21 protein-coding genes, 7 tRNA genes and 3 rRNA genes are annotated in these 26054 nt (G+C 29.4%); 26 read left to right on the forward strand and 5 right to left on the reverse strand.

Annotated features, from left to right (window positions below):
* Window positions 1-37 precede the first annotated feature (37 nt).
* The 4 genes from SPM_RS05600 (at window position 38) to rpsU (ending at window position 3212) form a co-directional block, all read left to right on the forward strand.
* On the forward strand, window positions 38-1501 hold the full coding sequence (locus SPM_RS05600; RefSeq protein ID WP_239643301.1) for a hypothetical protein: 1464 nt from the start codon (window positions 38-40) through the stop codon (window positions 1499-1501).
* 117 nt (window positions 1502-1618) lie between these two features.
* Window positions 1619-2122, forward strand: coding sequence for a hypothetical protein (locus SPM_RS05605; RefSeq protein WP_004028654.1), 504 nt, complete (start codon window positions 1619-1621; stop codon window positions 2120-2122).
* Window positions 2115-2873, forward strand: coding sequence for a hypothetical protein (locus SPM_RS05610; RefSeq protein WP_004028655.1), 759 nt, complete (start codon window positions 2115-2117; stop codon window positions 2871-2873). The genes SPM_RS05605 and SPM_RS05610 overlap by 8 nt, the downstream gene beginning before the upstream one ends.
* A gap of 174 nt (window positions 2874-3047) precedes the next feature.
* Window positions 3048-3212 (forward strand): 30S ribosomal protein S21, encoded by a 165-nt coding sequence (rpsU, locus tag SPM_RS05615; RefSeq protein WP_004028656.1) that lies wholly within the window; start codon window positions 3048-3050, stop codon window positions 3210-3212.
* 28 nt (window positions 3213-3240) lie between these two features.
* Here rpsU and SPM_RS05620 read toward each other — a convergent pair whose 3' ends face one another.
* Window positions 3241-4203, reverse strand: coding sequence for a GMP reductase (locus tag SPM_RS05620; RefSeq protein ID WP_004028657.1), 963 nt, complete (start codon window positions 4201-4203; stop codon window positions 3241-3243).
* A gap of 143 nt (window positions 4204-4346) precedes the next feature.
* Here SPM_RS05620 and SPM_RS05625 point away from each other — a divergent pair, with 143 nt between their 5' ends.
* The 9 genes from SPM_RS05625 (at window position 4347) to SPM_RS05665 (ending at window position 6811) form a co-directional block, all read left to right on the forward strand.
* Window positions 4347-5300: a hypothetical protein gene (locus SPM_RS05625; RefSeq protein ID WP_239643302.1), complete on the forward strand. Its 954-nt coding sequence runs from the start codon at window positions 4347-4349 to the stop codon at window positions 5298-5300.
* Window positions 5301-5467: 167 nt separating this feature from the next.
* Window positions 5468-5543: transfer RNA gene (locus SPM_RS05630), tRNA-Val, on the forward strand.
* 12 nt (window positions 5544-5555) lie between these two features.
* Window positions 5556-5631: transfer RNA gene (locus SPM_RS05635), tRNA-Thr, on the forward strand.
* A 6-nt stretch (window positions 5632-5637) separates the two neighbouring features.
* Window positions 5638-5721 (forward strand) — tRNA-Tyr (locus SPM_RS05640).
* A 15-nt stretch (window positions 5722-5736) separates the two neighbouring features.
* Window positions 5737-5811 (forward strand) — tRNA-Gln (locus SPM_RS05645).
* A 4-nt stretch (window positions 5812-5815) separates the two neighbouring features.
* Window positions 5816-5891, forward strand: a tRNA-Lys gene (locus tag SPM_RS05650).
* 15 nt (window positions 5892-5906) lie between these two features.
* Window positions 5907-5993 (forward strand) — tRNA-Leu (locus SPM_RS05655).
* Window positions 5994-6079: 86 nt separating this feature from the next.
* Window positions 6080-6153: transfer RNA gene (locus SPM_RS05660), tRNA-Gly, on the forward strand.
* A 79-nt stretch (window positions 6154-6232) separates the two neighbouring features.
* Window positions 6233-6811 (forward strand): DxFTY motif-containing membrane protein, encoded by a 579-nt coding sequence (locus SPM_RS05665; protein ID WP_004028659.1) that lies wholly within the window; start codon window positions 6233-6235, stop codon window positions 6809-6811.
* Here the strand turns inward: SPM_RS05665 and SPM_RS05670 are convergent.
* A complete protein-coding gene (locus SPM_RS05670; protein ID WP_004572345.1) occupies window positions 6808-7596 on the reverse strand; it encodes a phosphotransferase in 789 nt (262 codons plus the stop codon). The two genes, SPM_RS05665 and SPM_RS05670, sit on opposite strands and share 4 nt — an antisense overlap.
* Window positions 7597-7679: 83 nt before the next feature.
* Between SPM_RS05670 and rdgB the strand changes: the two genes are divergently transcribed.
* The 7 genes from rdgB (at window position 7680) to SPM_RS05705 (ending at window position 15265) form a co-directional block, all read left to right on the forward strand.
* Window positions 7680-8294, forward strand: coding sequence for an RdgB/HAM1 family non-canonical purine NTP pyrophosphatase (rdgB, locus tag SPM_RS05675; RefSeq protein ID WP_004028661.1), 615 nt, complete (start codon window positions 7680-7682; stop codon window positions 8292-8294).
* Complete coding sequence (locus SPM_RS05680; RefSeq protein WP_004028662.1) at window positions 8272-8796, forward strand: tRNA (cytidine(34)-2'-O)-methyltransferase; 525 nt, start codon at window positions 8272-8274, stop codon at window positions 8794-8796. The genes rdgB and SPM_RS05680 overlap by 23 nt, the downstream gene beginning before the upstream one ends.
* Before the next feature lie 101 nt (window positions 8797-8897).
* The gene (locus SPM_RS05685) at window positions 8898-9161 is read left to right on the forward strand and encodes a single-stranded DNA-binding protein (protein ID WP_004028663.1); all 264 of its coding nucleotides are present in this window, start codon (window positions 8898-8900) and stop codon (window positions 9159-9161) included.
* A gap of 514 nt (window positions 9162-9675) precedes the next feature.
* Window positions 9676-11195 (forward strand): 16S ribosomal RNA (locus SPM_RS05690).
* A gap of 273 nt (window positions 11196-11468) precedes the next feature.
* Window positions 11469-14381: ribosomal RNA gene (locus tag SPM_RS05695) — 23S ribosomal RNA — on the forward strand.
* Between the two features lie 72 nt (window positions 14382-14453).
* Window positions 14454-14560: ribosomal RNA gene (gene rrf / locus SPM_RS05700) — 5S ribosomal RNA — on the forward strand.
* Together the 16S, 23S and 5S rRNA genes form the textbook arrangement of a ribosomal RNA operon.
* A 126-nt stretch (window positions 14561-14686) precedes the next feature.
* Window positions 14687-15265, forward strand: coding sequence for a hypothetical protein (locus SPM_RS05705; RefSeq protein WP_004028664.1), 579 nt, complete (start codon window positions 14687-14689; stop codon window positions 15263-15265).
* A gap of 22 nt (window positions 15266-15287) precedes the next feature.
* On the opposite strand, the gene SPM_RS05710 is transcribed toward SPM_RS05705, so the two are convergent.
* Window positions 15288-16097: a GNAT family N-acetyltransferase gene (locus SPM_RS05710; protein ID WP_004028665.1), complete on the reverse strand. Its 810-nt coding sequence runs from the start codon at window positions 16095-16097 to the stop codon at window positions 15288-15290.
* 1080 nt (window positions 16098-17177) lie between these two features.
* Here SPM_RS05710 and SPM_RS05715 point away from each other — a divergent pair.
* Both SPM_RS05715 and SPM_RS05720 read left to right on the forward strand, forming a co-directional pair.
* On the forward strand, window positions 17178-18410 hold the full coding sequence (locus SPM_RS05715; protein ID WP_004028666.1) for a ligand-binding sensor domain-containing protein: 1233 nt from the start codon (window positions 17178-17180) through the stop codon (window positions 18408-18410).
* 531 nt (window positions 18411-18941) lie between these two features.
* Complete coding sequence (locus tag SPM_RS05720) at window positions 18942-19415, forward strand: hypothetical protein (protein WP_004028668.1); 474 nt, start codon at window positions 18942-18944, stop codon at window positions 19413-19415.
* A gap of 170 nt (window positions 19416-19585) precedes the next feature.
* Here the strand turns inward: SPM_RS05720 and SPM_RS05725 are convergent, their stop codons facing one another.
* Both SPM_RS05725 and SPM_RS05730 read right to left on the reverse strand, forming a co-directional pair.
* Window positions 19586-20146: a hypothetical protein gene (locus SPM_RS05725; protein ID WP_004028669.1), complete on the reverse strand. Its 561-nt coding sequence runs from the start codon at window positions 20144-20146 to the stop codon at window positions 19586-19588.
* A 156-nt stretch (window positions 20147-20302) separates the two neighbouring features.
* The gene (locus SPM_RS05730) at window positions 20303-20776 is read right to left on the reverse strand and encodes a hypothetical protein (RefSeq protein WP_004028670.1); all 474 of its coding nucleotides are present in this window, start codon (window positions 20774-20776) and stop codon (window positions 20303-20305) included.
* 1161 nt (window positions 20777-21937) lie between these two features.
* Here SPM_RS05730 and SPM_RS05735 point away from each other — a divergent pair.
* The 4 genes from SPM_RS05735 (at window position 21938) to SPM_RS05750 (ending at window position 25796) form a co-directional block, all read left to right on the forward strand.
* Window positions 21938-22378 (forward strand): hypothetical protein, encoded by a 441-nt coding sequence (locus SPM_RS05735; protein WP_004028671.1) that lies wholly within the window; start codon window positions 21938-21940, stop codon window positions 22376-22378.
* A gap of 51 nt (window positions 22379-22429) precedes the next feature.
* On the forward strand, window positions 22430-23329 hold the full coding sequence (locus tag SPM_RS05740) for a hypothetical protein (RefSeq protein ID WP_004028672.1): 900 nt from the start codon (window positions 22430-22432) through the stop codon (window positions 23327-23329).
* 21 nt (window positions 23330-23350) lie between these two features.
* On the forward strand, window positions 23351-23980 hold the full coding sequence (locus SPM_RS05745) for a hypothetical protein (RefSeq protein WP_004028673.1): 630 nt from the start codon (window positions 23351-23353) through the stop codon (window positions 23978-23980).
* A 319-nt stretch (window positions 23981-24299) separates the two neighbouring features.
* Window positions 24300-25796 (forward strand): hypothetical protein, encoded by a 1497-nt coding sequence (locus SPM_RS05750; RefSeq protein WP_004028674.1) that lies wholly within the window; start codon window positions 24300-24302, stop codon window positions 25794-25796.
* The last annotated feature ends 258 nt before the right edge of the window (window positions 25797-26054 follow it).

Below are 26054 nucleotides of genomic sequence, written 5' to 3' on the forward strand. Positions count from 1 at the left end.
ATCTAAAGTAAAGAAAATTCTACTTATAATTAGTAGAATGTTTCTTTTCTTATTAATTGTTGGAGGAATTATTAGTGCTTTCTTATTATTTCAAGAAAGAAATTTAATTTATAACTTAAGTGGGATTATTACGTTTGCTATTTTAGGAATAACAGCATTATTTTTATTGTTTTTATGTTTATTACAAAAACAACCAAAACAGCAAATTCAGCAAACAACAATCTTTTATTTTTTAACATTGTTTTTGTTACTGCTTTTTTTAGCGTTATTTATTAGTTCCTATGGATTATACAGTTTATGATTTTTCTTGTTTAAATTTTTATCACCGGTTTATTTAATTGGACTAGTATTTATTTTTGCTTTAATAATGACTTTTTTCTTAAAAGACCTTGGCTATACGATTAGTTTTTGTGTTCCGGTTTTGTTATATCCATTTATTTTCCTTAATCATGCAAAGACAGAACTAGCATTAGGAGCAATTCTAGGAGGAATTATTTTAGGTAATATTATAGTAACTTATTTTCAATATGATTTTTCAAAACTAAATATTAAACGAAGTTTTATTAAAAAAATTTTTATTGGTAATTTTAAAATTTTTTTGTTAACATTTTTAGTTAGTTTAATTTTATTTTTTCTGTTAGGAAAAGATCATTATGTTTTATTTAGTTCAAATATTCATTTCAATAAAACAACATTACTAATTAACTTACTTGGTTTTTTTCTGTTATTTTTGTTCTTGTTATTCCAAATTAAACCAGTCTTTATTTTTACTATTTGTGTCATTGTTCAAACAATTACAGGGTTTATTTTGCAGTTATTTGCTATTGAAAGTCAATATAATGTAATTTCGTTTTTATTGTTTTCTCACCATGAAACATTAATTAACGTTAGTTTATATTTATATAGTTATTGTTGTGCAACAGTGTGATTTGGAATTTTATTAGTATTAGCTAGTTTTAAAGCAATGTATGGTCAGTTTATGAGTAATGTAATATTGTTTTATCAACTTGACAAAAAATTTATGACAATTGGTATGGTGTTTAATTATGAATATAAATATCTTTTTTATTATAAAAGTTGAATTGATTTATTAACTTATCGTTATCAGCAGAATACAATAACCGTTTGATTAACATCAAACGATATTGTTGTTAATCATCGTTTGGTTCAAACGATTATTCTTTATCAATTACATTATCAAATTATGCAAATGTTTTTACCATTTTCAATTCATTTATTATGAACATTATTTTGAACAAGTAATAATTTTAATATAGTAATGTTAAGAAGTTATTTATTGTTTTTAAAAAGTGCTTGAGTTTATTATTTTTTACTTGCATTATTAACTTTTTTTATTATTTTTCCAGGGGGTCAAGATTATTTTTTTCATAACTGATGAGAAGGCCTAACATATCGCATTAAACTAAAACAATGTTCACTTACTAAATGCATAAAAGGTTCACGAATTAGAAAAAAATGAAAACAGAATAAGAAAAAATAATAAAGAAAAAGTTTTTAGTTTTTGTTACGATTACAATATAAAAATTATGAAAAGAACTGAATAGAATATAATTAGTTTTTAAATTTATTAACTATTTTGAAGAAAGGAAGGGATTTGATGCCACGAAAACACCTAATTGCTAATTTAGTAATTGGCAATTATTTTTTAATTCCGACTGATATTGAGAATAAAGTTATTATTAGTGATATTTATTATGATTTATTACGCGATGATTCAACTGCTATTTCAAAGAAAAAAAGTTATTTATTATGAGAACATCAACTAGTTTTAAAAGAATATAATCATTATGATGTTAATAATATTTCAAAAGGAGCAATTATTGCTGGTTTAAAGTTTTTAAATGCAAAAGCAAAACTTGAAACAACATTTTTAGCTTGTTACGATGGGATTAGTCAAACTAGTGCTTTGGCATTTATTTATTTAGTTGCAAATAACATTATTCCACCATTATCATTTGAAAAAGCAATAACGCATTTTTTAACTAATCATTATGCTTTAATGAAAATAAACCAAGGAATTTATGATTTTTTAAAGTTACACTATCCTTATACGAAACTTAATACATTAGCACAACAAAAGTGGGAACATTTACATGGCTAATCTTCGACTTGAATTAGGCAATTATACCGTTAAGATGTATTATCGTAGTAAATGCCTTTTTAATAATCCTAATTTAATTGTATATGATTTAGATACATTATATTATTTATGAATGGGAAATTTTGCACAAGAACAAATGGAAGGAAATTTAAATATTGTTAAAACGCGATTAATTGAACACAATAAATTAATTAATTTAAAAAGTTTATTAATTTATTTAAATAATTTAGAATTAGATTTTAGTAAAAACCAGATTTCGCTTATTCAAAATTTTGTTTGTAGTGGACCTGAGCGAATAACAATTATGACTGATTTTCCTAAATTAAAATGGATAACGATTAAGCAACATTATGGTTTATTAGTTCAAAGAAATGATTTTTATGTTGATGTTAAAACAAGAACAACAATAATTTATCAACGTAGTACAAAAGATCTTTTTAAATTAAATTATGGCTGGATAAATTGTCAAAGTGTCTTCCAACAGTATCTTAATCGTAATTTTAATGTAGTGTTACCTATTTCAGATTTAATAACATTAATACCAAATTTATGTCAAAGGATATGACAATCATATAAAATAAAAGGACTTTGTCTTGAAAAAGGTCTTTTTCAAGAAATTGTTATAACAGATTATGAACAGGCAATGGCAGGGTTTCTTTTTTTATCGCAAAAAATTAAAACAGTTGTTCAAGAAAAATTAGCAATTGGTAATAATAATTATGAAATTTTAACAAAGGTTAAAAAAGAATAAAAATATGTTATTAAGGTAATTTATGATATGAATATTAGGAGATTAATTTAAATATTTACATCCCAATAAATATTTTAATTTTATGCATACATAAAATCAGAAAAGTTTGTTTTGTTAAAAAAAGTGTGATAAGATGATATTGTTAATTTATATAGTTTTAGGAGTTGAAATATTATGGCTACTGTTGTTGTCAAAGCAGGAGAACCGCTAGACAAAGCGTTAAAACGATTTAACAAGGTTTCTTCAGTTAAAAGAAAAGAAGCCCGAAAACGTGAACACTGAATGAGCAAAAAAGAAAAAAGACGTTATAAACAAGAACAATCACGTAGTTTTCGTTAAAAAAATCCCATTTTAAATGGGATTTTTTTTAAAAATTACTATCTTTTAAAATTACATAATCAACTTTTTTAATGGCCGAAAGATCTTTACCCCCAGCATATGAAATTGATGATTGCAAATCTTCTGTCATTTCACGTAATGTTTCAAAAATGCTGCCACGAATTTCAATTAATTCTTTTTTACCTTCAACATAACGTTTTTCACCTTTATTATATTCACTTGCTGAGCCAAAATATTCTTTATATTTAATACCATTATTATCAACTTGTTTACCAGGTGATTCTTGGTGTGCAGCAAATAAACTCCCAATCATGCACATTGTTGCGCCCATTCGGATTGATTTTGCAATATCACCATTAACCCGTAATCCACCATCAGCAATAATTGGTTTTGAGCTACCTTTACTGCATCATTTAACAGCAGATAATTGTCATCCACCATTACCAAAACCAGTTTTTAATTTAGTAATACATACTTTGCCCGGTCCAATTCCAACTTTTGTTGCGTCAGCGCCTCATTGTTCTAAATCACGAACAGCTTTTGGCGTTCCAACATTACCTGCAATAATAAATGTTTCATGACCTAAATGTTTACGGATATGTTCAATCATTTTTTTTACACTAAAAGCATGACCGTGAGCAATATCAATTGTAATATAGTCAGGTACTAATTGCTCTTTTTTTAATGTTTCGATTAATGCAACATCATCTGATTTAACCCCAACTGAAATTGATGTAACTAAGTTTTTACTTTTCATATGTTTAATAAACTTAACTTGATCTACGTTAAAACGATGCATAATGTAAAAATAATTTTTTTCTGCTAATTTTTCACATAATTCTTCATTAACTACCGTTGCCATATTTGAAGGGACGACAGGTAAATTAAAAGTATGTTTTCCTAATTTAACAGTTGTATCACATTCTTTTCGAGAATTGACAACACATAATTCTGGAATTAATTGAATGTCTTCATAATCAAATGCTTTCATTATTTTAATTTCACCTCACTTATTAAATGTACCATAAAATAAGGCGAAAAACCCGAGTTTTCTTTTTAAAAAAGAATAAAAAAATATCTTGTAATCATCTTAAAACCGGCATATAATTAATTATGTAATTGTAGAAAGGAATAGTGATTATACAAATGATGACAAGAAATTTTGGTTTTACTAGATTTTGAATTGTGTTATCAAGTATTGTAGGTATTGCTGGAATGGCAATAGCAGGAGGGGCTTACTTTTATTATTTAGGCCGATATAACAATGGGACTTTTCCCGGTGATATCAATGCTGCAAATACTTGATTAATGGATTCATATGCATATTTAACAAGTCCTAAAGTTATACTTTTACTAATAGTGATTTTTTCATTTTTTACAACAATAATTTGTAATATTGGTTTAATCCGCTATGCAATTAGCAGTACTGATGCCGAATTATGTGCAAACAAATGAAGTTTAGCGGTATTATCATTATCACTTGGTGGCTTTTTTGCACCATTTGCATTAACATGATTACCAGATACTGATGTTAAAGCTACAAAAAATGCCCGTGTTGTGATTGTACGTTATTTAGGAACTGCTTGATTAGTATCAGCTATTGCTAGTATTGTTGCAATTATGATTTTTTACAACAAAGCAACAGATAAAACTTGAGTTGGAAACTCAAAACAAAATTTTGCCATTATGATGGGAGTTTTAGCTGCTGTTAGTGTTTTAAGTTTAATTTTTGTCCCTGGCTTTTATAGTAATAAAGTTGTCGCTAATATGATGGCTGAAACTTCTTATGGAAAATGATTACGTTTCGTTTCAACTATTTATACTATTTTAGTTACAATAATGTTAGTGATTCAAATTATTACGGCATTACTAAAACTAATTGAAGCATTTAGCCGTATATTTCAAAAAGGACAGAATGGATTATCAATTTTTGCTAATATTTTAAACTTTACAGCAACTTTAATTGGAACAATCTTTATGATTTATCTAATTACAAAAGTAATTAAAGGATTATGACGTCGTGAAGATGGTTACATGATTAACATTCCACAATATAAAGCATCTGATCATACGCAGCGTCAGTATTAATAAAAGTTTTAAAATGGATTTTATAACACTAAAATCCATTTTTTATTAGTTACTTTAAAGAATATAATCTTTTTAAAAAAAATAAAATTAATAATATTTTAATTGACAAAAATTATTGTTTTATATAAAATTAAAAAGGTTTCAACACAATACTTAAATTGTGTCATCGGGTGTTAGCTCAGTTGGGAGAGCGCCTGCCTTACAAGCAGGTGGTCAGCGGTTCAAGTCCGTTACACCCGACCATTAATGATTTCTGCTGGCTTAGCTCAATAGGTAGAGCAACTGACTTGTAATCAGTAGGTTGGGAGTTCGATTCTTCTAGCCAGCACCATTCTTTGGAGGGGTAGTGAAGTGGCCAAACACATCTGACTGTAACTCAGCTCCTTCGGGTTCGGGGGTTCGAATCCCTCCCCCTCCACCATCTTTATATATATTTTGGGCTATAGCCAAGCGGTAAGGCAAAGGACTTTGACTCCTTCATGCGCTGGTTCAAATCCAGCTAGCCCAGCCATTGTCTCCTGTTAGCTCAGTCGGTAGAGCAACTGGCTTTTAACCAGTGGGTCAAAGGTTCAAGTCCTTTACAGGAGACCATTTATAAAAATATATGCCCGAGTGGCGGAATAGGTAGACGCAACGGACTTAAAATCCGTCGGTTTTACAACTGTACCGGTTCAAGTCCGGTCTCGGGTACCATTTATTTTATTTAAAAAAAATTGACATTATGTCAAGACAGTGGTATATATATTACTGTAGTTTAGGATAAAATTTAAAATTAAAATGCAGGTGTAGTTTAATGGTAGAACTTCAGCCTTCCAAGCTGACTGTGAGGGTTCGATTCCCTTCACCTGCTCCATGATATTAATTGTTAGTTTAACATTTTTTTTTATGTTAAAATAAAAGGGTAAGGTGCAAAAGAGGAGTTAGTAATTCTTATGAAAGTCATTAAAAACAATAATAAAAAAGAGTCTACTAGTAATTGAGAACATTTACCACCAGAAATGCAACATGATTTAGAATTTCATGCTTCACGAACAGTGTTTTGAAAAAGTTTTTTATTTTTAATTATTGAAGCAGTAGGGCCATTTTTATTATTGTTTTTTTTAACTTCTCCGGACTTAAGTTTTACCTACCATTATGATGTTGGAATTGGAATTGGTTTTGGTTTAACAATGGTTTTTAGTGTTTTTTTATTAACTTGTCTGGGATTTTATTTTCATTTTCATCAAGCTGACCAGTTTACTTATACAATTGCATTATCTTGAATGCTATATGGCATTTACTTAACTGGATATTGATGAGGATGAGATAAGATTTTATATCGTTGTTTAGTATCATTTCTTTTTCTCTTAGGTGCTATTTTTGTTGGGACATTTATAACCGTATGAATGCGTAATCTTCGTGGATATTTTCAAATGAAAAAAAATCGGAAACAATCTGGATTACCAGTTAGCAATGAAAAAGAAAGCAATAATTCACCGGTTGATTCAGCAGTAACAAAAAAAGAACCCTAATTATTTTTTTGTAAATTAGTTAATTTTAAATCAATAATTGTTAAGAAAATTTTTTCTTTTGTTTGTTCATACATATAATTCGCTCAATAAATTCATAGAATGTTTTGGTAATACATTCATGCTGCTACTTTTTCTTGTTGCTGTGGTGTTAAATTAAAAAGATTAAATCAATAAGTTTGTTCAGCTTTTGTTGTTAATGTTTCAGAAGCAAATGAAGCAATATCAAAAAATTTATCATTTAACATTGCATATTCAAAATCAATTAAGTAGAGTTTTTGATTTAAAAAAACTAAATTGCCACTATTTAAGTCATTATGGCATAAAACAAGTTCTGTTGGTTGCAATTTTGAATAATCAAGATTTTTTTCATATGTTGTTAAATTGACCAATTGCTTACAAATTGCCGATTTTAATGTTATTAAAAATTGTTTGGGATTAAATGTTTTAATTTGATTATTTGTATTAATTTTAGTTTCTCATAATTGTTTAATTATTGTAGCAACTTGGGTTAGGACTTGGTTTGTAAGCTTAACCATACTAAGGGATTGCAAAGTTGGATAATATGGTGTAACCAAAAAGAAATGCTCACCATCATAACCATAATCAACAATTGGTAATGTTAAATCACTATTTTTAATTTGTTCTAAAACAAAAATTTCATTTTGATGATCAATGAATAAATTAGTGAAAGGACTACTATAACGGATAAAAAGATTATCAATACTTTGATAATTTTGGTTCGTAATACCTAAATTTAATTTTGCTTTAATTTGGTATTTCATCATATTTCTGACTTCCATTCTGTATGATATATATTATTAATTTTATTATACAATATATATAGTAAAGAAAAGCGGGGAAATAAAAAATGGAAGAAATTTGGATTGCTACTAGTAATAAGAACAAAGTACGAGAATTTAAAGAAATGTTTGAAGGTATTAATATAATTGTTAAATCATTATTAGATTTAACAACACCTGTGCCTGAAATTCCTGAAACAGGAACAACCTTTGAAGAAAATGCATTTTTAAAAGCTGATTATTTAAGTAAAATGTTAAATAAGCCAGTATTAGCGGATGATTCTGGGTTAGAAATTATTGGTTTAGGAAATTTTCCTGGTGTTAATACTCGCCGTTGAGCAGAACCAATTACTGATAATAATATTATTAATAATTTATTAATTGAAAAATGTCGGTCACTAGAACAACGTGATGCACAAGCAGTTTGTGTTTTATGTTATATTAATCCAATTACAAACGAAACAAGATATTTCCGTGGAGTAACAAAAGGCCTTATTACTGAAGAACCAAGTGGTACTAATGTTTTTGGTTATGATGCCATTTTTTTCTTACCTGAAATTGGCCAAACTTATGCTGAATTAACTATAATAGAAAAAAATAAGTATTCACATCGTTCAAAGGCTTTTCAGATGTTTAAAAAATGATGATTAGGAGGAAAAGATGAAAACAACAAAAAAAATTAACATTATTTTATTTGAACCAGAAATTGCACAAAATGTTGGAGCCATTATGCGAACTTGTGTTGCAATTAATGCTAAATTACATTTAATTGAACCATTTGGATTTATTTTTGATGAACGATTTATTACTCGTAGTAGTGCAAATTATGTTGAGTTTGCTGATTATGAAACATATAATGATTGAAATCATTTTTTGCAATTAAATCCAAATCTTAAATTATATTGTGCAACTCGTTATGCTCAACAGCCACATAGTGCAATTGATTTTACCAAGGATGAAAAAATTTTTATTTTATTTGGACGTGAATCAACTGGTATTCCAACAGCAATTTTGAAAGAACATTTAGCACGAACTTTTCGCATTCCAATGTCAGAAAAAGTTCGTAGTTTAAATGTTGCTAATACAGTTGGAATTGTTGGTTATGAAATTATGCGTCAATTAGATTATCCCGGGTTATCTAAAGTTGAAATTCAAAAAGGGCCTGATTTTTTAAAACAAAAATAACAATGCTTTTTGTGAATTTTTTTCTTACTTTTGAAAAAAGTTTTTTATAATTCTTTTAAGTATTGAGTTATATTGGTTGTTTTTAGAAAGGATGATAAAGAATGAATCAAGTAATATTGGTTGGGCAAGTAGAAGGAACTTATGAAATTATTTATGATAAAAAAGAAGCAGAACGAAAACTAATGAAATTTTTACTAAAGATTCAGCGACCTTTTAAAAATAAAGATGGTAACTATGACAGTGATTTAGTTAATGTTAAAGTATGAACAAATAATATCGATGATTTAGATATTAGTTTACGTGATAAAGCAATTATTGCCGTCAAAGGGCGAATTCAATCATTTCGTTCCAATAATTTTGATTAAGAAAATTATTATAACGATATAATTGCTGACCGTGTTACGTATTTAAGCAGTTTTAACTAACATTATTAATATTATTAACTTAATACCAATTAGCCATTTCCTTTGAAATGGCTTTTTATATAAAAAAGTTAAAATTTAGTAGTAAATAAACAATAGTTTCAATGAAAAAAGGCTAAAATAAACTCTTTTTAAGTAATTATTTTTTTGTAAAAAAAATTAATATTTTTACTAAAAACGCTTGCAAAAAAATGAGGATTTTATATACTTATAAAGGTGTCAGTTGGGAGTAATTTATTACTTAATCATAATAAATACTTACTTGCATTATCAAAAAAAATACTAAAAATATGAAAAAAAGAGTCAAAAGTTATTGACAATAAACGCATAATTTTGTATGATTTGAAAGGTGTTTTGCTGACACAATAACGATCTTTGAAAACTAAACATAACAACAAAAGATAATCATTTAATCAATGAATATCCGTCATTAAAGCTAGGAACAAAAACGATATTTTTTAATGAGAGTTTGATCCTGGCTCAGGATGAACGCTGGCGGCATGCCTAATACATGCAAGTCGAACGGGGTGCTTGCACCCAGTGGCGAACGGGTGAGTAACACGTATCTAATCTACCCATTAGCGGGGGATAACAGTTGGAAACGACTGCTAATACCGCATACGACATTTTCTGGCATCAGAGAATGTTAAAAGGTCCGTTTGGATCACTAATGGATGAGGATGCGGCGTATTAGTTAGTTGGTGGGGTAATGGCCTACCAAGACAATGATACGTAGCCGAACTGAGAGGTTGATCGGCCACATCGGGACTGAGACACGGCCCGAACTCCTACGGGAGGCAGCAGTAGGGAATTTTTCACAATGGGCGAAAGCCTGATGGAGCAATGCCGCGTGACTGAAGACGGTCTTCGGATTGTAAAGGTCTGTTGTAAGGGAAGAACAGTAAGTATAGGAAATGATACTTATTTGACGGTACCTTACCAGAAAGCCACGGCTAACTATGTGCCAGCAGCCGCGGTAATACATAGGTGGCAAGCGTTATCCGGATTTATTGGGCGTAAAGCGTGCGCAGACGGTTTAACAAGTTTGGGGTCAAATCCTGGAGCTCAACTCCAGTTCGCCTTGAAAACTGTTAAGCTAGAGTGTAGGAGAGGTCGATGGAATTCCATGTGTAGCGGTGAAATGCGTAGATATATGGAGGAACACCAGTGGCGAAGGCGGTCGACTGGCCTATCACTGACGTTTAGGCACGAAAGCGTAGGGAGCAAATAGGATTAGATACCCTAGTAGTCTACGCCGTAAACGATGAGTACTAAGTGTCGGACTAAGTTCGGTGCTGCAGTTAACGCATTAAGTACTCCGCCTGAGTAGTATGCTCGCAAGAGTGAAACTCAAAGGAATTGACGGGGACCCGCACAAGCGGTGGAGCATGTGGTTTAATTCGAAGCAACGCGAAGAACCTTACCAAGGCTTGACATCCAGTGCAAAGCTGTAGAAATACAGTGGAGGTTAACATTGAGACAGGTGGTGCATGGTTGTCGTCAGCTCGTGCCGTGAGGTGTTTGGTTAAGTCCAGTAACGAGCGCAACCCTTGCCGTTAGTTACTCCATTAAGTTGAGATACTCTAACGGGACTGCTAGTGTAAGCTAGAGGAAGGTGGGGATGACGTCAAATCAGCATGCCCCTTATGTCTTGGGCTACACACGTGCTACAATGGTCGGTACAAAAAGTTGCGATCTCGTAAGAGGGAGCTAATCTGAAAAAGCCGATCTCAGTTCGGATTGAGGGCTGCAACTCGCCCTCATGAAGCCGGAATCGCTAGTAATCGCGAATCAGCAATGTCGCGGTGAATACGTTCTCGGGTCTTGTACACACCGCCCGTCACACCATGAGAGTTGATAATACCAGAAGTCGGTATTCTAACCGCAAGGAGGAAGCCGCCCAAGGTAGGATTGATGATTAGGGTGAAGTCGTAACAAGGTATCCGTACGAGAACGTGCGGATGGATCACCTCCTTTCTATGGAGTTAATACTTTATAGTAATTAACTAGTTTTAATGACCGTTATGTTTAGTTTTCAGAGATTAGTTTCTCTGACAATAACAAGTAAATGTTATTGGAATTGTTCTTTGAAAACTGGATAATAGACATCTAGTTATTTTAATCACATGATTAAAATAACAATAATTCAAAATTTCTGTTATTTTTAAAAAATAACTAAAATTTCACAGTTATATTTGTAAATGATTCTCAAAAAACTGATTTAAAATCAGGTCAAATAATTTATAAAACTTTGAAGTTACAAAGGGCGTATGGTGAATGCCTTGGGAATAGGAGACGATGAAGGACGTGACTACCTGCGATAAGGTTCGGGGAGCTGGAAGTAAGCTTTGATCCGGACATGTCCGAATGGGGAAACCCGGTGAGATTAATCTCTCATCATCCTATAATGAATAAATAGTTATAGTGAAGGTATACCTAGGGAATTGAAACATCTTAGTACCTAGAGGAAAAGAAAGCGAATGCGATTCTCTTAGTAGCGGCGAGCGAACGGGGAACAGCCCAAACCAGATTTATCTGGGGTTGTAGGACCATAATAGTAGAGTTACAAAACTTGTTTATAGTAGAAATGGTTGGGAAACCATGCCGTAGAGGGTGATAGCCCCGTATACGAAATAGACAAGACTCGAAATGGAATCCTGAGTACGGCGAGACACGTGAAATCTTGTCGGAATCAACGCGGACCACCGCGTAAGGCTAAATACTACCTATTCACCGATAGTGAACCAGTACCGTGAGGGAAAGGTGAAAAGCACCCCGGGAGGGGAGTGAAATAGTACCTGAAACCATATGCCTACAAGAAGTCGGAGCCCGTTAATGGGTGACGGCGTGCCTTTTGTAGAATGAGCCGGCGAGTTATGATAGCATGCAAGGTTAAGTAGAAAATACGGAGCCGTAGTGAAAGCGAGCCTTAATAGGGCGTTTAGTATGTTGTCATAGACCCGAAACCAGGTGATCTAGCCATGAGCAGGTTGAAGTTGAGGTAAAACTTAATGGAGGACCGAACCGACGTTCGTTGAAAAGACCGCGGATGACTTGTGGCTAGGGGTGAAATTCCAATCGAACCTGGAGATAGCTGGTTCTCCCCGATATAGCTTTAGGGCTAGCGTCGAGGTTAGCAAGTTGGAGGTAGAGCACTAAATGTATGATGGCCCCACCTAGGGGTACTGAATGCAATTAAACTCCGAATGCCAATTTTGTATACTCGGCAGTCAGTACATGGGTGATAAGGTCCATGCACGTAAGGGAAACAGCCCAGATCATCAGCTAAGGTCCCAAAATTTATGCTAAGTGTGTAAGGATGTGAAGTCGCTTAGACAGCTAGGAGGTTGGCTTAGAAGCAGCCACCCTTTAAAGAGTGCGTAACAGCTCACTAGTCGAGTAACTTTGCGCCGAAAATGTACCGGGGCTAAGCATAATACCGAAGCTATGGGTTTTGTATATTTATATACAGGGCGGTAGGGGAGCGTTCTAACAGGGATGAAGGTAGACCGTGAGGACTGCTGGACTGGTTAGAAGTGAGAATGCCGGCATGAGTAACGTTTGAGGGTGAGAATCCCTCATGCCGTTTGACCAAGGTTTCCTGGGCAAGGTTCGTCCACCCAGGGTTAGTCAGGACCTAAGGCGAGGCCGAAAGGCGTAGTCGATGGACAACAGGTTGATATTCCTGTACCACCATATAGAGCGATGGAGTGACGGAGAAGGATAGTATATCCCGGTTATTGGATTCCGGGCTAAGCACAAAGAGGGTAAGGTTGGCAAATCCGCCTTGCATAACCTTGAAGTGTGATGGGGAGCGAACGGTTCGCCTAGTAGCGAAGTATATGACTCCATGCTTCCAAGAAAAGCTTCTAGCACTATTTATATGGTGCCTGTACCTAGAACGAACACACGTGGTCAAGGAGAGAATCCTAAGGCAAGCGAGATAACTGTAGCTAAGGAACTCTGCAAAATAACCCCGTAAGTTAGCGAGAAGGGGTGCTCATAGCAATATGAGCCGCAGTGAAGAGGAAGGGGCAACTGTTTAGCAAAAACACAGCTCTCTGCAAAGTCGTAAGACGACGTATAGGGGGTGACGCCTGCCCAGTGCTGGAAGGTTAAGGGGATTAGTTAGCATTAGCGAAGCTTTGAACCGAAGCCCCAGTGAACGGCGGCCGTAACTATAACGGTCCTAAGGTAGCGAAATTCCTTGTCAGGTAAGTTCTGACCCGCACGAAAGGCGTAATGATCCCTTCGCTGTCTCGGCTGCAGACTCGGTGAAATTTTAGTACCTGTGAAGATGCAGGTTACCCGCAACTAGACGGAAAGACCCCATGGAGCTTTACTATAGCTTGATATTGGGTTTTGATATAGCATGTATAGGATAGGTGGGAGACTTTGAAGCAGTAACGCTAGTTGTTGTGGAGTCATCCTTGGAATACCACCCTTGTTATGTCGGAATCCTAACCTAGATCTGTAAGCCAGATCAGAGACAGTGTCAGGTGGGTAGTTTGACTGGGGCGGTCGCCTCCTAAAATGTAACGGAGGCGCCCAAAGGTACCCTCAGTATGGTCGGAAATCATACATAGAGCGCAAAGGTAGAAGGGTGCTTGACTGTGAGACTTACAAGTCGAACAGGAGCGAAAGCTGGGCTTAGTGATCCGGCGGTCCCGTGTGGAAGGGCCGTCGCTCAACGGATAAAAGTTACCCTGGGGATAACAGGCTGATCTCCCCCAAGAGTTCACATCGACGGGGAGGTTTGGCACCTCGATGTCGGCTCATCGCATCCTGGAGCTGAAGTTGGTTCCAAGGGTTGGGCTGTTCGCCCATTAAAGCGGTACGCGAGCTGGGTTCAGAACGTCGTGAGACAGTTTGGTCCCTATCTGTTGTGGGCGTAGGAAATTTGAAGAGATCTGTCCCTAGTACGAGAGGACCGGGATGGACACACCTCTGGTGCTCCAGTTGTCACGCCAGTGGCACAGCTGGGTAGCTATGTGTGGAAATGATAATCGCTGAAGGCATCTAAGCGAGAAGCATACTTTAAGATGAGATTTCCCATCCTTTATGGAGTAAGACCCCTTGAAGACGACAAGGTTGATAGGTTGGGTGTGTAAGCACGGCGACGTGTTCAGCTAACCAATACTAATAGGTCGAGGACTTCAAAAAAGCGAGAGCTTATTTACAAATTTTAGACAGTTTATTATCTAGTTTTGAGCGGATAATTTCCCTCAGATATAATCTGGTGCTTATGGCATAGTGGACACACCCGTTCCCATCCCGAACACGGAAGTTAAGCACTATTACGCCGACGATAGCCGCAAGGTGAAAATAGGGCAGTGCCAGGTTAAAAAAGGTTTCGACCTTTTTTTTTTAATATTTTTTAGGATAAGTTACAATTTACAGTTTATTAAAAAATAATTTTCTTTTAATAAAAGATATAATAATTAACAAACAGAAAGGAATTCTTAAAAATGAAGAAATTTTTAGCTTTTTTAGGGGTAAGTATGATTGCCCCTAATATCGTATTTGGTATCACTGGAATTACCGAATATAACAACTTAAAACAAAATAGTCCTTTAGTGGGCCATTCAGCAATGCTATTACAAATAAAGCAACCAGGTATTGAATTTAACAATGAAATAAAAGTTTATAAGATTACAACTGATGTACTACCAAATGAACAAAAATATGACATTATTTTTAAAATTAAGTCTGAATTATGAAAAGAAATTAAAAATTTATGAGAAATTTTTAATAATAATTTTAATAACAAAAACAATAAAAAAATTAAATTTACCCATGCTGTGGTAGCTAAACTATTACATTCAGTGATGATAGATTCATCAATTGCAACAGTTCCATTTCTTTCTATGTTATTTAACCAAATTTGAAGTGATTGAGATGTAATTAATGATTTTTGAATTGAATGTCTTCAAGAAAACTACCGTATGGTTATGAATTTTACAGTAAAATATGAGCCGACAAAAATTGAGCGATATAGCAATATTAAATTTACCCTTTGTTCAATATATTCAGATCATAAATCATAATAAAATAACAAAAAATGCACTATTACTTTGAATAATGCATTGTATAAACGTTAAAATATAGTTGTTGTGGTTCAAAACCTAGTTTTTTATATAAAGGTAAGCCATCTGGAGTTGCAACTAAACCAGCATAGTGGTAATTTGCTTTTTTTGCTTGGTTTAATAAATGAATTAACATTTCCTTAGCATAACCTCGTTTTTGATGTTCAGGATGAGTTGCAATGTCATCAATAATTGCTAATTCTGATTCAAAATATAAGTTTCCTGTTGAAACAGGGACTTGATTTTTCATTAATGTTGTAAAATAACTAATTTTTTGTTCTTGGTTTAATTCTCAAATTGATTGATATTTTGCTAAATCAATTAATGATAAATCAAAAGCCTTTTTAATGATTTCAACAACGTTATGAACATTTGTTTCTGTTGTTACTTCTTGAAATTGCTCATTATCACTTGTACGATTAGTAATATTAAATGTTGTTAAGTCAATTAACATTCCGATGGCAGTTTCAAAATGTTGAAGACCAGTTTTTTCAAAAAATGATTTTTCAAATTGATTATTATCAATAGTAATAGTACATCACGTAAAAGGCGTTTTGGTTTGATGATATTGTTCAATAATTTCGCTTGCTTTTGCAAATTGTTCAGCTGTTATTAAATGTGAACTAATAACAACATTTAAATTACTTTTTGAATTACGTGAATCAATATGATGAAAGAAATTCTTATAATCGCTTTCAATTAGTTGGTTGCCATTGTCATGTTTAGGATCAACCATATAATGAATAAAGTTTGCAACTAATTGATCTAATTGTTTATTGTTAAATGTTAGCATGATATATTACTCCTTTTTTACCACATCTTAATTTTATCATTTTTTTACTTTGAATCAAAATATATACTATAGCGTGTCAAATGTTAGGAAAAAGTTCTCGGAATTAAATTCTAACAATAATTATAAATTAATTTTTGTAATAGCATTTTGGTATTTAATTGTCTAAATAAAGTGAGTATTGGTGAATTATATTTTACAAATTCCGAAGTATTTACTTTTTTAAAGACTAATCTTCAACTTATTCATTTGTTTTTTACTACAAGTTTTTTAATTTCCTTTAATTCTTGCAAAGAATTAACACCATTAACAACTAATTGCACAAAATCATAATATTTTATTAAATAATCAATTAATTCTCGTAATTTTTCTTTTTCCGATTTTGCAATGTTATAAGCTTAATCAAGATACTAAATAACTGTATTTCAATTTGATTTTAAAATAACTTTGCAAATTTTTCTTGCTAAATATCGTTTATATTTTCGTAGTTTTAGTAAACAGTCTTTAATTTTTTACTAATATGCAAACAATCAACAATAAAATCAATATTAATATATTTTTTAACAGAAAGGATATACTCAAAATAATTCAATGTTTTGTTTTTTTTGATAACTAATAGAACTTTTAGGAGATATTCTATTAGTTAGATAAGTAAAAAATGGCATTTAGGTTTAAAAATTTTACGATTCTAGTTATAATATTCATAAATAATCATCGGATAGTTTTCTTTTATAATTTTTGTTCTTTCAAACTTAATTATATTGAAAACTTCCTTTTTATTTTTCCCAACTTTTCCAACGCAATTGAATATTTAAGAAATAATAATTAAAAATATTATTTAGGTTTATTTATGATACTATTAACTTCACTAAATAAATAATTATTTAGGTTGCTGATGATTAAATTTGAAAAGGAAATATTGGATAGTTACAAAATAATAATATTTTCATAAATTTTTATATTAAAAGACAACCGGTATTAAATTATTAACTTATTTGCTTATAGAAATAAAAGGATTTATTATTTTAAAATTAATAATATTTGTTTTGCAATTTAATTAGCAAAAGAAAAGGAGAAAAATGAATGCGTAAAATATGTGCAGTATTAGGAATCTTTGCAATGTCAGGTTTTACAATTTTACCTAGCATTACGACTAATTCCATTTTAAATCAAAAAAAATTAGAAATAAATAAAAGACCGACATCAAAAATTCCGGGTGTGATGAATAAAATTAGTGCTTTAGGAAAGTTAAAAATAAAACTGGATATTACGCATGAAAATATGGTATATTTTAAGGATCGAATTGGAAATATTTTTTATGAACAAGAAAATAGGATTTATATATTAAAACGAGATTGATTATCTTGGCCACAACAACTTGATCAAATTACAGCAAAAGTTCAAGTAATAATAGCAGATAATGATGACAATATTTATTTTGGAACAACAAATGGAATATATAAACTAAGTGCCGATTTAAAAATAATAACTAAAATTAAAAGAATAAATGGAGCAGTTAATTCTCTTGCAGTGGATAAAAATAATAATCTTTATTGTGGAACAGAACAAAGTGTTTATCGTTTAAATAAAACAACAAACACAATAACAAATCTTTTCCAAGGCTGAGTTAATACGATATCAGTTGGTGAAAATGATGATTTATATATTGCTGCTAAGAATGGTGTTTATAAATTAGTTGCTGGGACAGATAATGTGCTCGAATTGTCAACTCCTGGTTATCATGAAAATGAATTATTATTAGATTTGTCCAAGGATGGTAAAGGTTTTAATAAAGATTGAACTTTAGAATATTCAACATTAGCAAACTATAATAATTCAGTATATAAGGATTATAAAGAGAAAAGATTAACATTAAAAGTATTAGATACTTTTAATCTTCGAACAATTAATCCATTAGATTATAAAAAAATTGAATTTGTAGGAAATAGTTCTGAATTTTATTCAAAAATAAGTTGAGGTAATGATTCCTTTAATGGGAAAAATCCTAATGAATTTAATGGTTCTTTATTAAAAGAGAAAATTTTAAATAAAAAATTATCTTCTAGTGATTTTATTGTTTTAGACAATAACAATTTAACAAAATGTTTTGAAATTCAAAATTTTAATCTTAATTATAGACTATGAGGAAATAAAATTTGAGGAAAACAATATATTATTTTAAGTTATTATTTTAAGAATGGAAATTATTATTTACAATTTTCAATTGCATATAATATTTTAACGCAAGGTTTGTACAAAGGCGGAGGGGGACTTTGAATGGGCTTTGGTCATGGAATCAGATTATATAATGATTAATAATTAAAAAAGAAAAGATTGTCAAATTATATTTAGAAAACAAAATAGCAATTAAAACACAAACTAATTTATATAATGTTAGTTGAGGACAATCCTTTGGGAATAAAACGTTCTTGAACGTATTCTGTTTTAACAATTTAAAATCAATTAATTTAATTGCTGTCATTATTAATTTTTCCAGTTGATTAATTTCTTTTTTAAAAAGTCAATTTAATAATATTTTTGGGGTAATTTTAAATTTTGCATATTAAATAAATCCAATAATTGTATTTTAAATTTTGATAATAAATTTAATATTTGCGTTATAATATAATAATTCATAAGGGTCTTTCTAATTAATTTTTGCAATAAAATAATTATATATAAGGAAACCCTTATTTTTTTATTTTCTCCCAAAATTAAAATGCAATCTAGACAAAGGGAATATTTCAAATTTTTTATTTTTTTGATATAATGACTATAGTCTATGTAGAAATATCAATAAATATTCTTATATAGGAAATGAAACATAAAAAGATGAGGAGTTTATTTATGGCAATAAAAAAGAAAGTTGTTATCCAAGAAGAATTACCAGTAGTTGATTTAATAAATCAAATTATTGAGGAAGGTAAAGATTTAAGTACTAAAACTGATGTAAAAGCAGCAAAAGAAAAAATAATGCATGAAGAATGAATTAAAAAAAATAATGAAGCATGTGCTATTGCGGCAAAAAAATGAGAAGAAAAAATTAAATTAGCAAAAGAAAAGGAACTTAAAGCAGTATCAAAACTTAAAGATGTTGATAAAATTGAACAAGAAAGAATTGCTTTATTAGAACAAAAACGGAAAGAAGAAATTGCTAAAAATAATGCTTTATATGAAGAACGTGCTAAAAAACAGGCTCGTTTGACAAATATTTTACGTGTTAAAAGAGCAATGCGTGAACGAAAAATGATTTTGTCAAAAGAATCATGAGAAAAAGAATCACAAAAATGACAAAAATTATTAGATCAAGTTTCACGTTAATTAAATAACTTACACTGATGTTTATCAGTGTTTTTTAATCTAAAATAAAATTTAATAAGTTACTTAATTTAGTTTTAAATAACAATTGAAGTCAGTTTAATTTAGACAAGAAAAAATACCCCAATAATTTTATGGAGTATTTTATTCAAATATTTTAAAAACCCTTATTTTTATGACATTTTATTTACAAAATGTCATATTTTTTTAAAATAATCATTCGCTGATACTAGATAACTTTCTGCTTTTTTTAATGAATCACTAGTAAATTGTTTAATATCATCCCAATGTGTATAAGCATAATAACCACCATAAATAGCTGCTGCAATTGCTAATGATATTCCCAATGTTTCAACAGCAGTTCCTAATGAACCAGCAAAAATGCCACCCTCCACCGCGGTTGGGATTGATAATGTTTCAGCAGCCACTGCCATAGCTTCATTACTTAATAAAACTTCAGTTGTTGAACTTGCTGCTTCCTCTAAAACAATCATCGCATCAGCAATCACGTCACTAGTTAATTTTTCACCAGCATAAATAGCTTTCTCAATTGTTACAATTCATGTTGAATTAGCATTAAGAATTCCTGATACTTCTCTCGTAACAAGATCAATCATTGATGATGCATTAGCTTGAATAATATATGTTCCTGCTGGAATGACTGTTGCCGCGGCACTAGTTGCTCCGCTGCTTATAAAGCCTAATGAACCTAAAATACCTAATAATGTTCCCATAGTTTTTCCTTCTTTCTTAAATTATATTTTTTGATAAATTTTTGTACAATACAACTGTCTACTTTATTTATAACTTTTTTTAAATAAAAAAACAAGAATATTTTTCTTTTAATAGGTGAAAGTTATAATTTAAAAAAATAACCTCAATTGGTTATTTTAATCAATTTGATACTCTAAAAGATCATAATATGTTTCTTCTTTCTCTTCTTCATTATGTAAATTATTAAGCAAATCTAATAATTTATTTTTTTCAATAATTGTTGTATTAGTAAAATTTCTCGCATTTTGAATTTCATTTAAAATATCGGGTAATGTATGATCTTTTGCAGCCGAATTATAAATATCATCTATTTTTTTAAGATATTTATTACGCTTATTTTGATATTTTTCACGATTAATTTGTTCTTTTGATAAAATATTATTTAAATTTCTTAAATTTTCTTTCTTTTTAAGTTCACAGTATTTTTGATAATCAAAATAGTATTTATAATTCATATAAATTCAATGTTTAGCTTTATTAAAATTTTTACTTATTATATTTGCAGTAAAATCTCATCCTTTTTTACCTTTATTAATGACTCATTTACAATCTTGATATATTTTACATATGTCTATAATAAATGTTAACATATTATATTTCCTTTAATACTAATGTAATTTATTTTTTAATAAAATCATATACACAATAAAATTTATCATAATTTTTTATATTTTAATATAATAAAATTATTTCCATAAATTAAAATATTTAACAAATAATTTGATTGTTTTTTAGTTAATTTATTAATTATTCTAGAAGGCTTAAAATATTGACAATATTTTTTTAAAATGTTATTGTTTTTTTCGTTAAAAAGAGTTATAAATAAAATAAGCAGTTGCATTGTAGAAAAATTTATTTATCAAAGAATTTATTAAAAAGATGGGTATATTAATTTCAATAAATTTCAATAATAGTATTACAGATTTTGTTTATATAAAAGTTAAATAATATTAAAATTTTATTTTTTAGTTTTTTAAATCTTCTTATTGTTAGATAGAAATATTCTTTATTTATTACTTAAAAAATATTGTTTTTAGTATATTTAAAAAAGACAAAATTATGAGAAAGTTATTTATTAAATATATTAGCAATTAAAAAAAGTAATATTTTTAAAATTAATTATTTCCAAAGCACTTTAAAAAAGCAAAAGAAGAATAAACAAAATAATGTAGTAAAATAAATTTTTTAATTAATAATTATAAAAAACTTAAAATAAAACAGTATAGTCGTAATCTTTACGATATAAAAAATGAATTTATAAAATATTAAAAATTAATAGTGGTGCTATTGCAACAATATTTTTATTTTATTTAAATATTTTTTATATAAAAAATATATTGTTTTAAACACTAGTTTATTCGATAAATAAATTTTTAGCAATTGCCGTATTAAAACCATCTTAGTTTATTATTAAGTTTTTTTCAAAATAAAAGTACAAACTTAATAATAAGATATTACTTCCTTAAGTATTGGTAATAAATAAGGAAGTAAGGCCAAGTATTAAATTTATCAACTTTTTATTTATTGGATTTAAATATTATTTCTGGACTTTAAAAATTAAATCATTTATAGTAAATTTAAACCCTTCCTTTAAAACATAATATAAATTTACTAAAAGATATATCAAAAAATTATCATACTAATATTCAATTCCTTTTTATACTTATAACCTGAATAAAGAGAAAGAAATAAAATTTAAATCCACATTATTAAAATAAACTTAGTTTTATATTTTAAGAAAGGAAAAAATAATGGGATTTTTTTGAGGACTGTTAGGAACAATTGGAATCATTAGTAATACAACAGCCACGGCTACTGCACCAGCAGTTATTGAAACATTACCAAGTCCGAGTCCTAATATAATTGTAAAAATATTATTAGATAGATTACAAGATTGTTTTAATCGTAATTTATCAGGAGCTGAAGAAATAATGCAGAGTTTAGCACGTTATTTAAAAGTTGCTCTACCAGAAAATTTAAGTTCTAGTGAAATAATTGAATATTTTGGAACTGCTGCTTTATCTTCCACAACAGAAGCAACTGTTGAAGGCGGTATTCTTGCTGGAACATTTGGAACTGCTGTTGAAACATTGGGAATATCATTATTAATTGGCGCAGCTATTTATGGCGGTTATTATACTTATACACATTGAGACAATATTAAAACTAGTATCTTTAACTCTATTAATTAACATCAATATTTTTAAAAGTTAATTTAAAAAGTTAGGAAGAGAGTAAAAACTATGAAAAAATTATTAATAGCATTAACGACACCAATATTAGCATTAACTGGCATTACTTCGTTAATACTTAGTGAACAACAAGCAAGTGTAGTAGAAAATAAAAAAATTAATTGATATGAAATTAAAACTAACTTAACAGAAAATAGTATCAAAGACATCGTACTTACACAAGGATTAAATAATGATAAAGTACAAGAAGCATTAGATAATCCAGCAATGTTGAAAAAAGCACGTGAAAAATCATTGGAATATATTAATCACTTTGAAAAACAGAAAATAAATACATTAGAAGATGTTACTAATTATTTAAAAAATAACATTCAAGAGTTTAAAGATAATTTTAAAGTTGAAAATAAATTAGGTAATTTAAATAATGTTGGTCTTTTAAGTAAAACTGCTTATGCAATGACTCCTAATGATTCGGTTCAAGCAACACCTAATAAAACTTTAGATAAAGAACAAGCAATTAATAATACAGAAGAAACAATCAAGAAGTTAAAAATTTTAGATACAACGCTTTTAACTATTGCTGTAATATCTGATATCGCGGCAGCCGGATTTTGAGCCGCATCGTGATTTTTTGGAATTAGCGTCCCATGAGCAGTTGCAGCAACTTCGTTAGCAGCAGCGCTACATGTAATTCAAAATGCTGTTCATGTATTTTTAGTAAATAATAAAACATTAGAATCAACAAATTGATGAGGTATAATCACCTGAGCTAAAGATATTACTTTTTTTGCAAGTAGTGTATCATATAGTTTAATTTATAATACAGCAGTATCAATTGCTGAAGCAGCCGTTACTGCAACATCATGGGCAGTCCCTGCGGCTTTTGCTGGAATTGGTGTTTTTAGTACTATGTATGCATGAATTAAACTATACATTGATAGTATTATTTAATGTACGAAAGAAGGAAAAACTATGGGAACATTATTAAGTATTTTAGGATCATTAGGAATTGTCAGTAGTAATGCTAGTGCACCATTGGTTAGTACAACAGCAGCAACTAGTACTTCCACTGCAACAATTGGATTTTGAGACTACTTGGTAGGAATAAAAAATATTTTAACGAGTCCTAATTTATTAAACGAAGCTTATGCATTATATAATGTCGCATTGGGGGAATTAGGGACTTTATTTAAATTGTTAAGAACATTTGAATGAAGTAATTTATTTAATGAAATATCTTCCTTAGGAATGACAACGAAAAATTTATTGGTATTAGCAAAAAATATTGCGCAACGAATTAACCAATTAATTCCAGATGCTTTTTTACCATTAGAAAATCTTACAGGTTCGGCATTGGCAGAACTTGAATGAATAGCAGGCGGAGCAACAGAAGCCGCCGTTGAAGGTGGTATTCTTGCTGGTTCATTAGGAACAGCGGTTGAAACACTGGGAATATCGTTATTAATTGGTGCTGTTATTTATGGCGGATATTATACTTACACGCATTGAGATGATGTTAAACATTTTGCAAATAAAATAAGTGATTTTGGTAAATCAGTTGCAAAAAGTGTTACTAATTACTTTAGTAGTTGATGATCTTAACAAAAAAGAGTTACAACAAGTTTAATAATTATTATATTAATTAATAATTATATATTAAGAGCTAATAAAAAAAAGACTTAGCTCTTTTTATTTTTTCAGTTATAATTTAAATGTCAAGATTAAATCATTTCGTAAACAATTCTTAAAAAATTATTTAAAATTTAACAATACAAAATTAAATATAGAATTTCAATTATTATTAACTATTAAGGCTGGGTGGCAGGGATGTTAAGTAAACCAAAGTTTTTATTAACGATGGTTTTAAAAGTTAATATTAAATATCTATTTTTTTATTGTTTTTATTAAGAGAGGAGAAAAAATGCAGCGGATATTACTTTTTTTAGGAATATTATTGTCATTATTTATATCAAATTCTAATTTAATTATTATATATGATCATAATATAAAAAATGAAAGAAATAGTGTACAAAAGCAAACACTTTCTACTGAATTAATTAACGGGAGAAAAACCATTGAACCACCGAAAATTCCATTGTCATTACCATTTAAAATTTTTGCTTCACCATTTATATTTGCCAATTTATTTAATATGGTATCAAAAAATCTTTTATTAGATAAAAATATTATTAACAATATTAATTTAAAAACAGTTGGAACATTAGAATTTACTAATAAATATAATAAAATAATAAATACTTTTGATGATGCTTTTTATCCGTTACTAAAAAAACATTTTTTAGATATTAATGCTGATTTTAAATACGAATTAACAGAAAGCCTTAGCATTATAGGAAAAGGGACAATTCGTGATATTTTTCATAATATTGCTCCTGATTTAATTGCCTTTTTGCAATGATATACTAATAATGCTTATGAACAAGTTTTAGCAAAACATAGTATATTTTTATCATTTTATAATAGTGTTTTAAAACCATTTAATTTAAATTTAAATTTGATTCCTTCTCATCTATGAAGTGATTTAGAATCTTATGTTCTTAATAATTATGAACAAGTTATGGGTAATCATAATATGGTTTTACTATTTTTGCAATATTTATTATCACCAGTTAATTATGATTTGAAAGAAATAATTGGGAAGGAATATGGAACTGAGACAGATTGTTGATTTTATCATCATACAAAAACTAATTTTGATAGTTTAGTATTTCATTTATTAAGTGGTTATCAAAATAAACTTAATTCAAATAATAATAATAATAATAATAATAATAATAAATATGTTTTAAAACTTATTGGTAATTTAAAAATTTCTTTTTTATTTTATCTCCAACTTGATGAAGTTGTGGACCAAAATTTAATTGGTGAGCAAGCTGAACTAAGTATGTGAAATTTGAAAAGTTATGTTAGTCTTAAATTAGAACCAACATTATTATTAGCAAGTATGTTAGATATTTTTTCACAAGGTAATGAAAAAGCATTTGATGTTATTACTAATAATCTTTTGTCACCAAAAACTTGAAAAGGGATTAATCCCAATGTAGTTAGTAGCATTTCCACCTTTTCTGTTTTCTTTGGTTCAATAATTATGCATGTTATGGAGATGGATATTTTATATCATCTAAAAATCAATGAACATATAATTAAAAATAGTGAAGTTGAGATGATAAGCGGGACTGTTCAATTAATGTTTAAAAATCAAAGTGGTAGGTGAGAAAAATTAAAGCCAACTATTCAAAATGATGTTTTTTATCTTAGCCAAATTTTAGTTGCCGTTGATTTTAAATTTAGTTTTAAAGATGTGGAATTTAAAGTAATAGTAAAAGATGAACCAAACATTTTTTATAAAATAAATAAGAAGTTTAATTTTGATTTACGATTATCGAAAGAAATTTAAAATTAAAATTTATGACAAATAATAAGACTAAAACGCAACATTAGTCTTTTTTATTTATCAAAATGTACGGCCAATATTAATTAATAATAAGATTTTTAAATTAAAGGTTTGTTAATTTAAAACTAATGTGATAAAGTTAATATTGTAAATGATTTTAAAAAATGGTTAATATTTTTTAAAATAAATGACTTTAATTAATTGTTTTTATTAACAAAGCATTATAAATTATTTCATTTAAAAAATAATTAAATTAAATAA

The sequence above is a fragment of the Spiroplasma melliferum KC3 genome, assembly GCF_000236085.2.
Classification (GTDB): domain Bacteria; phylum Bacillota_I; class Bacilli_A; order Mycoplasmatales; family Mycoplasmataceae; genus Spiroplasma; species Spiroplasma melliferum.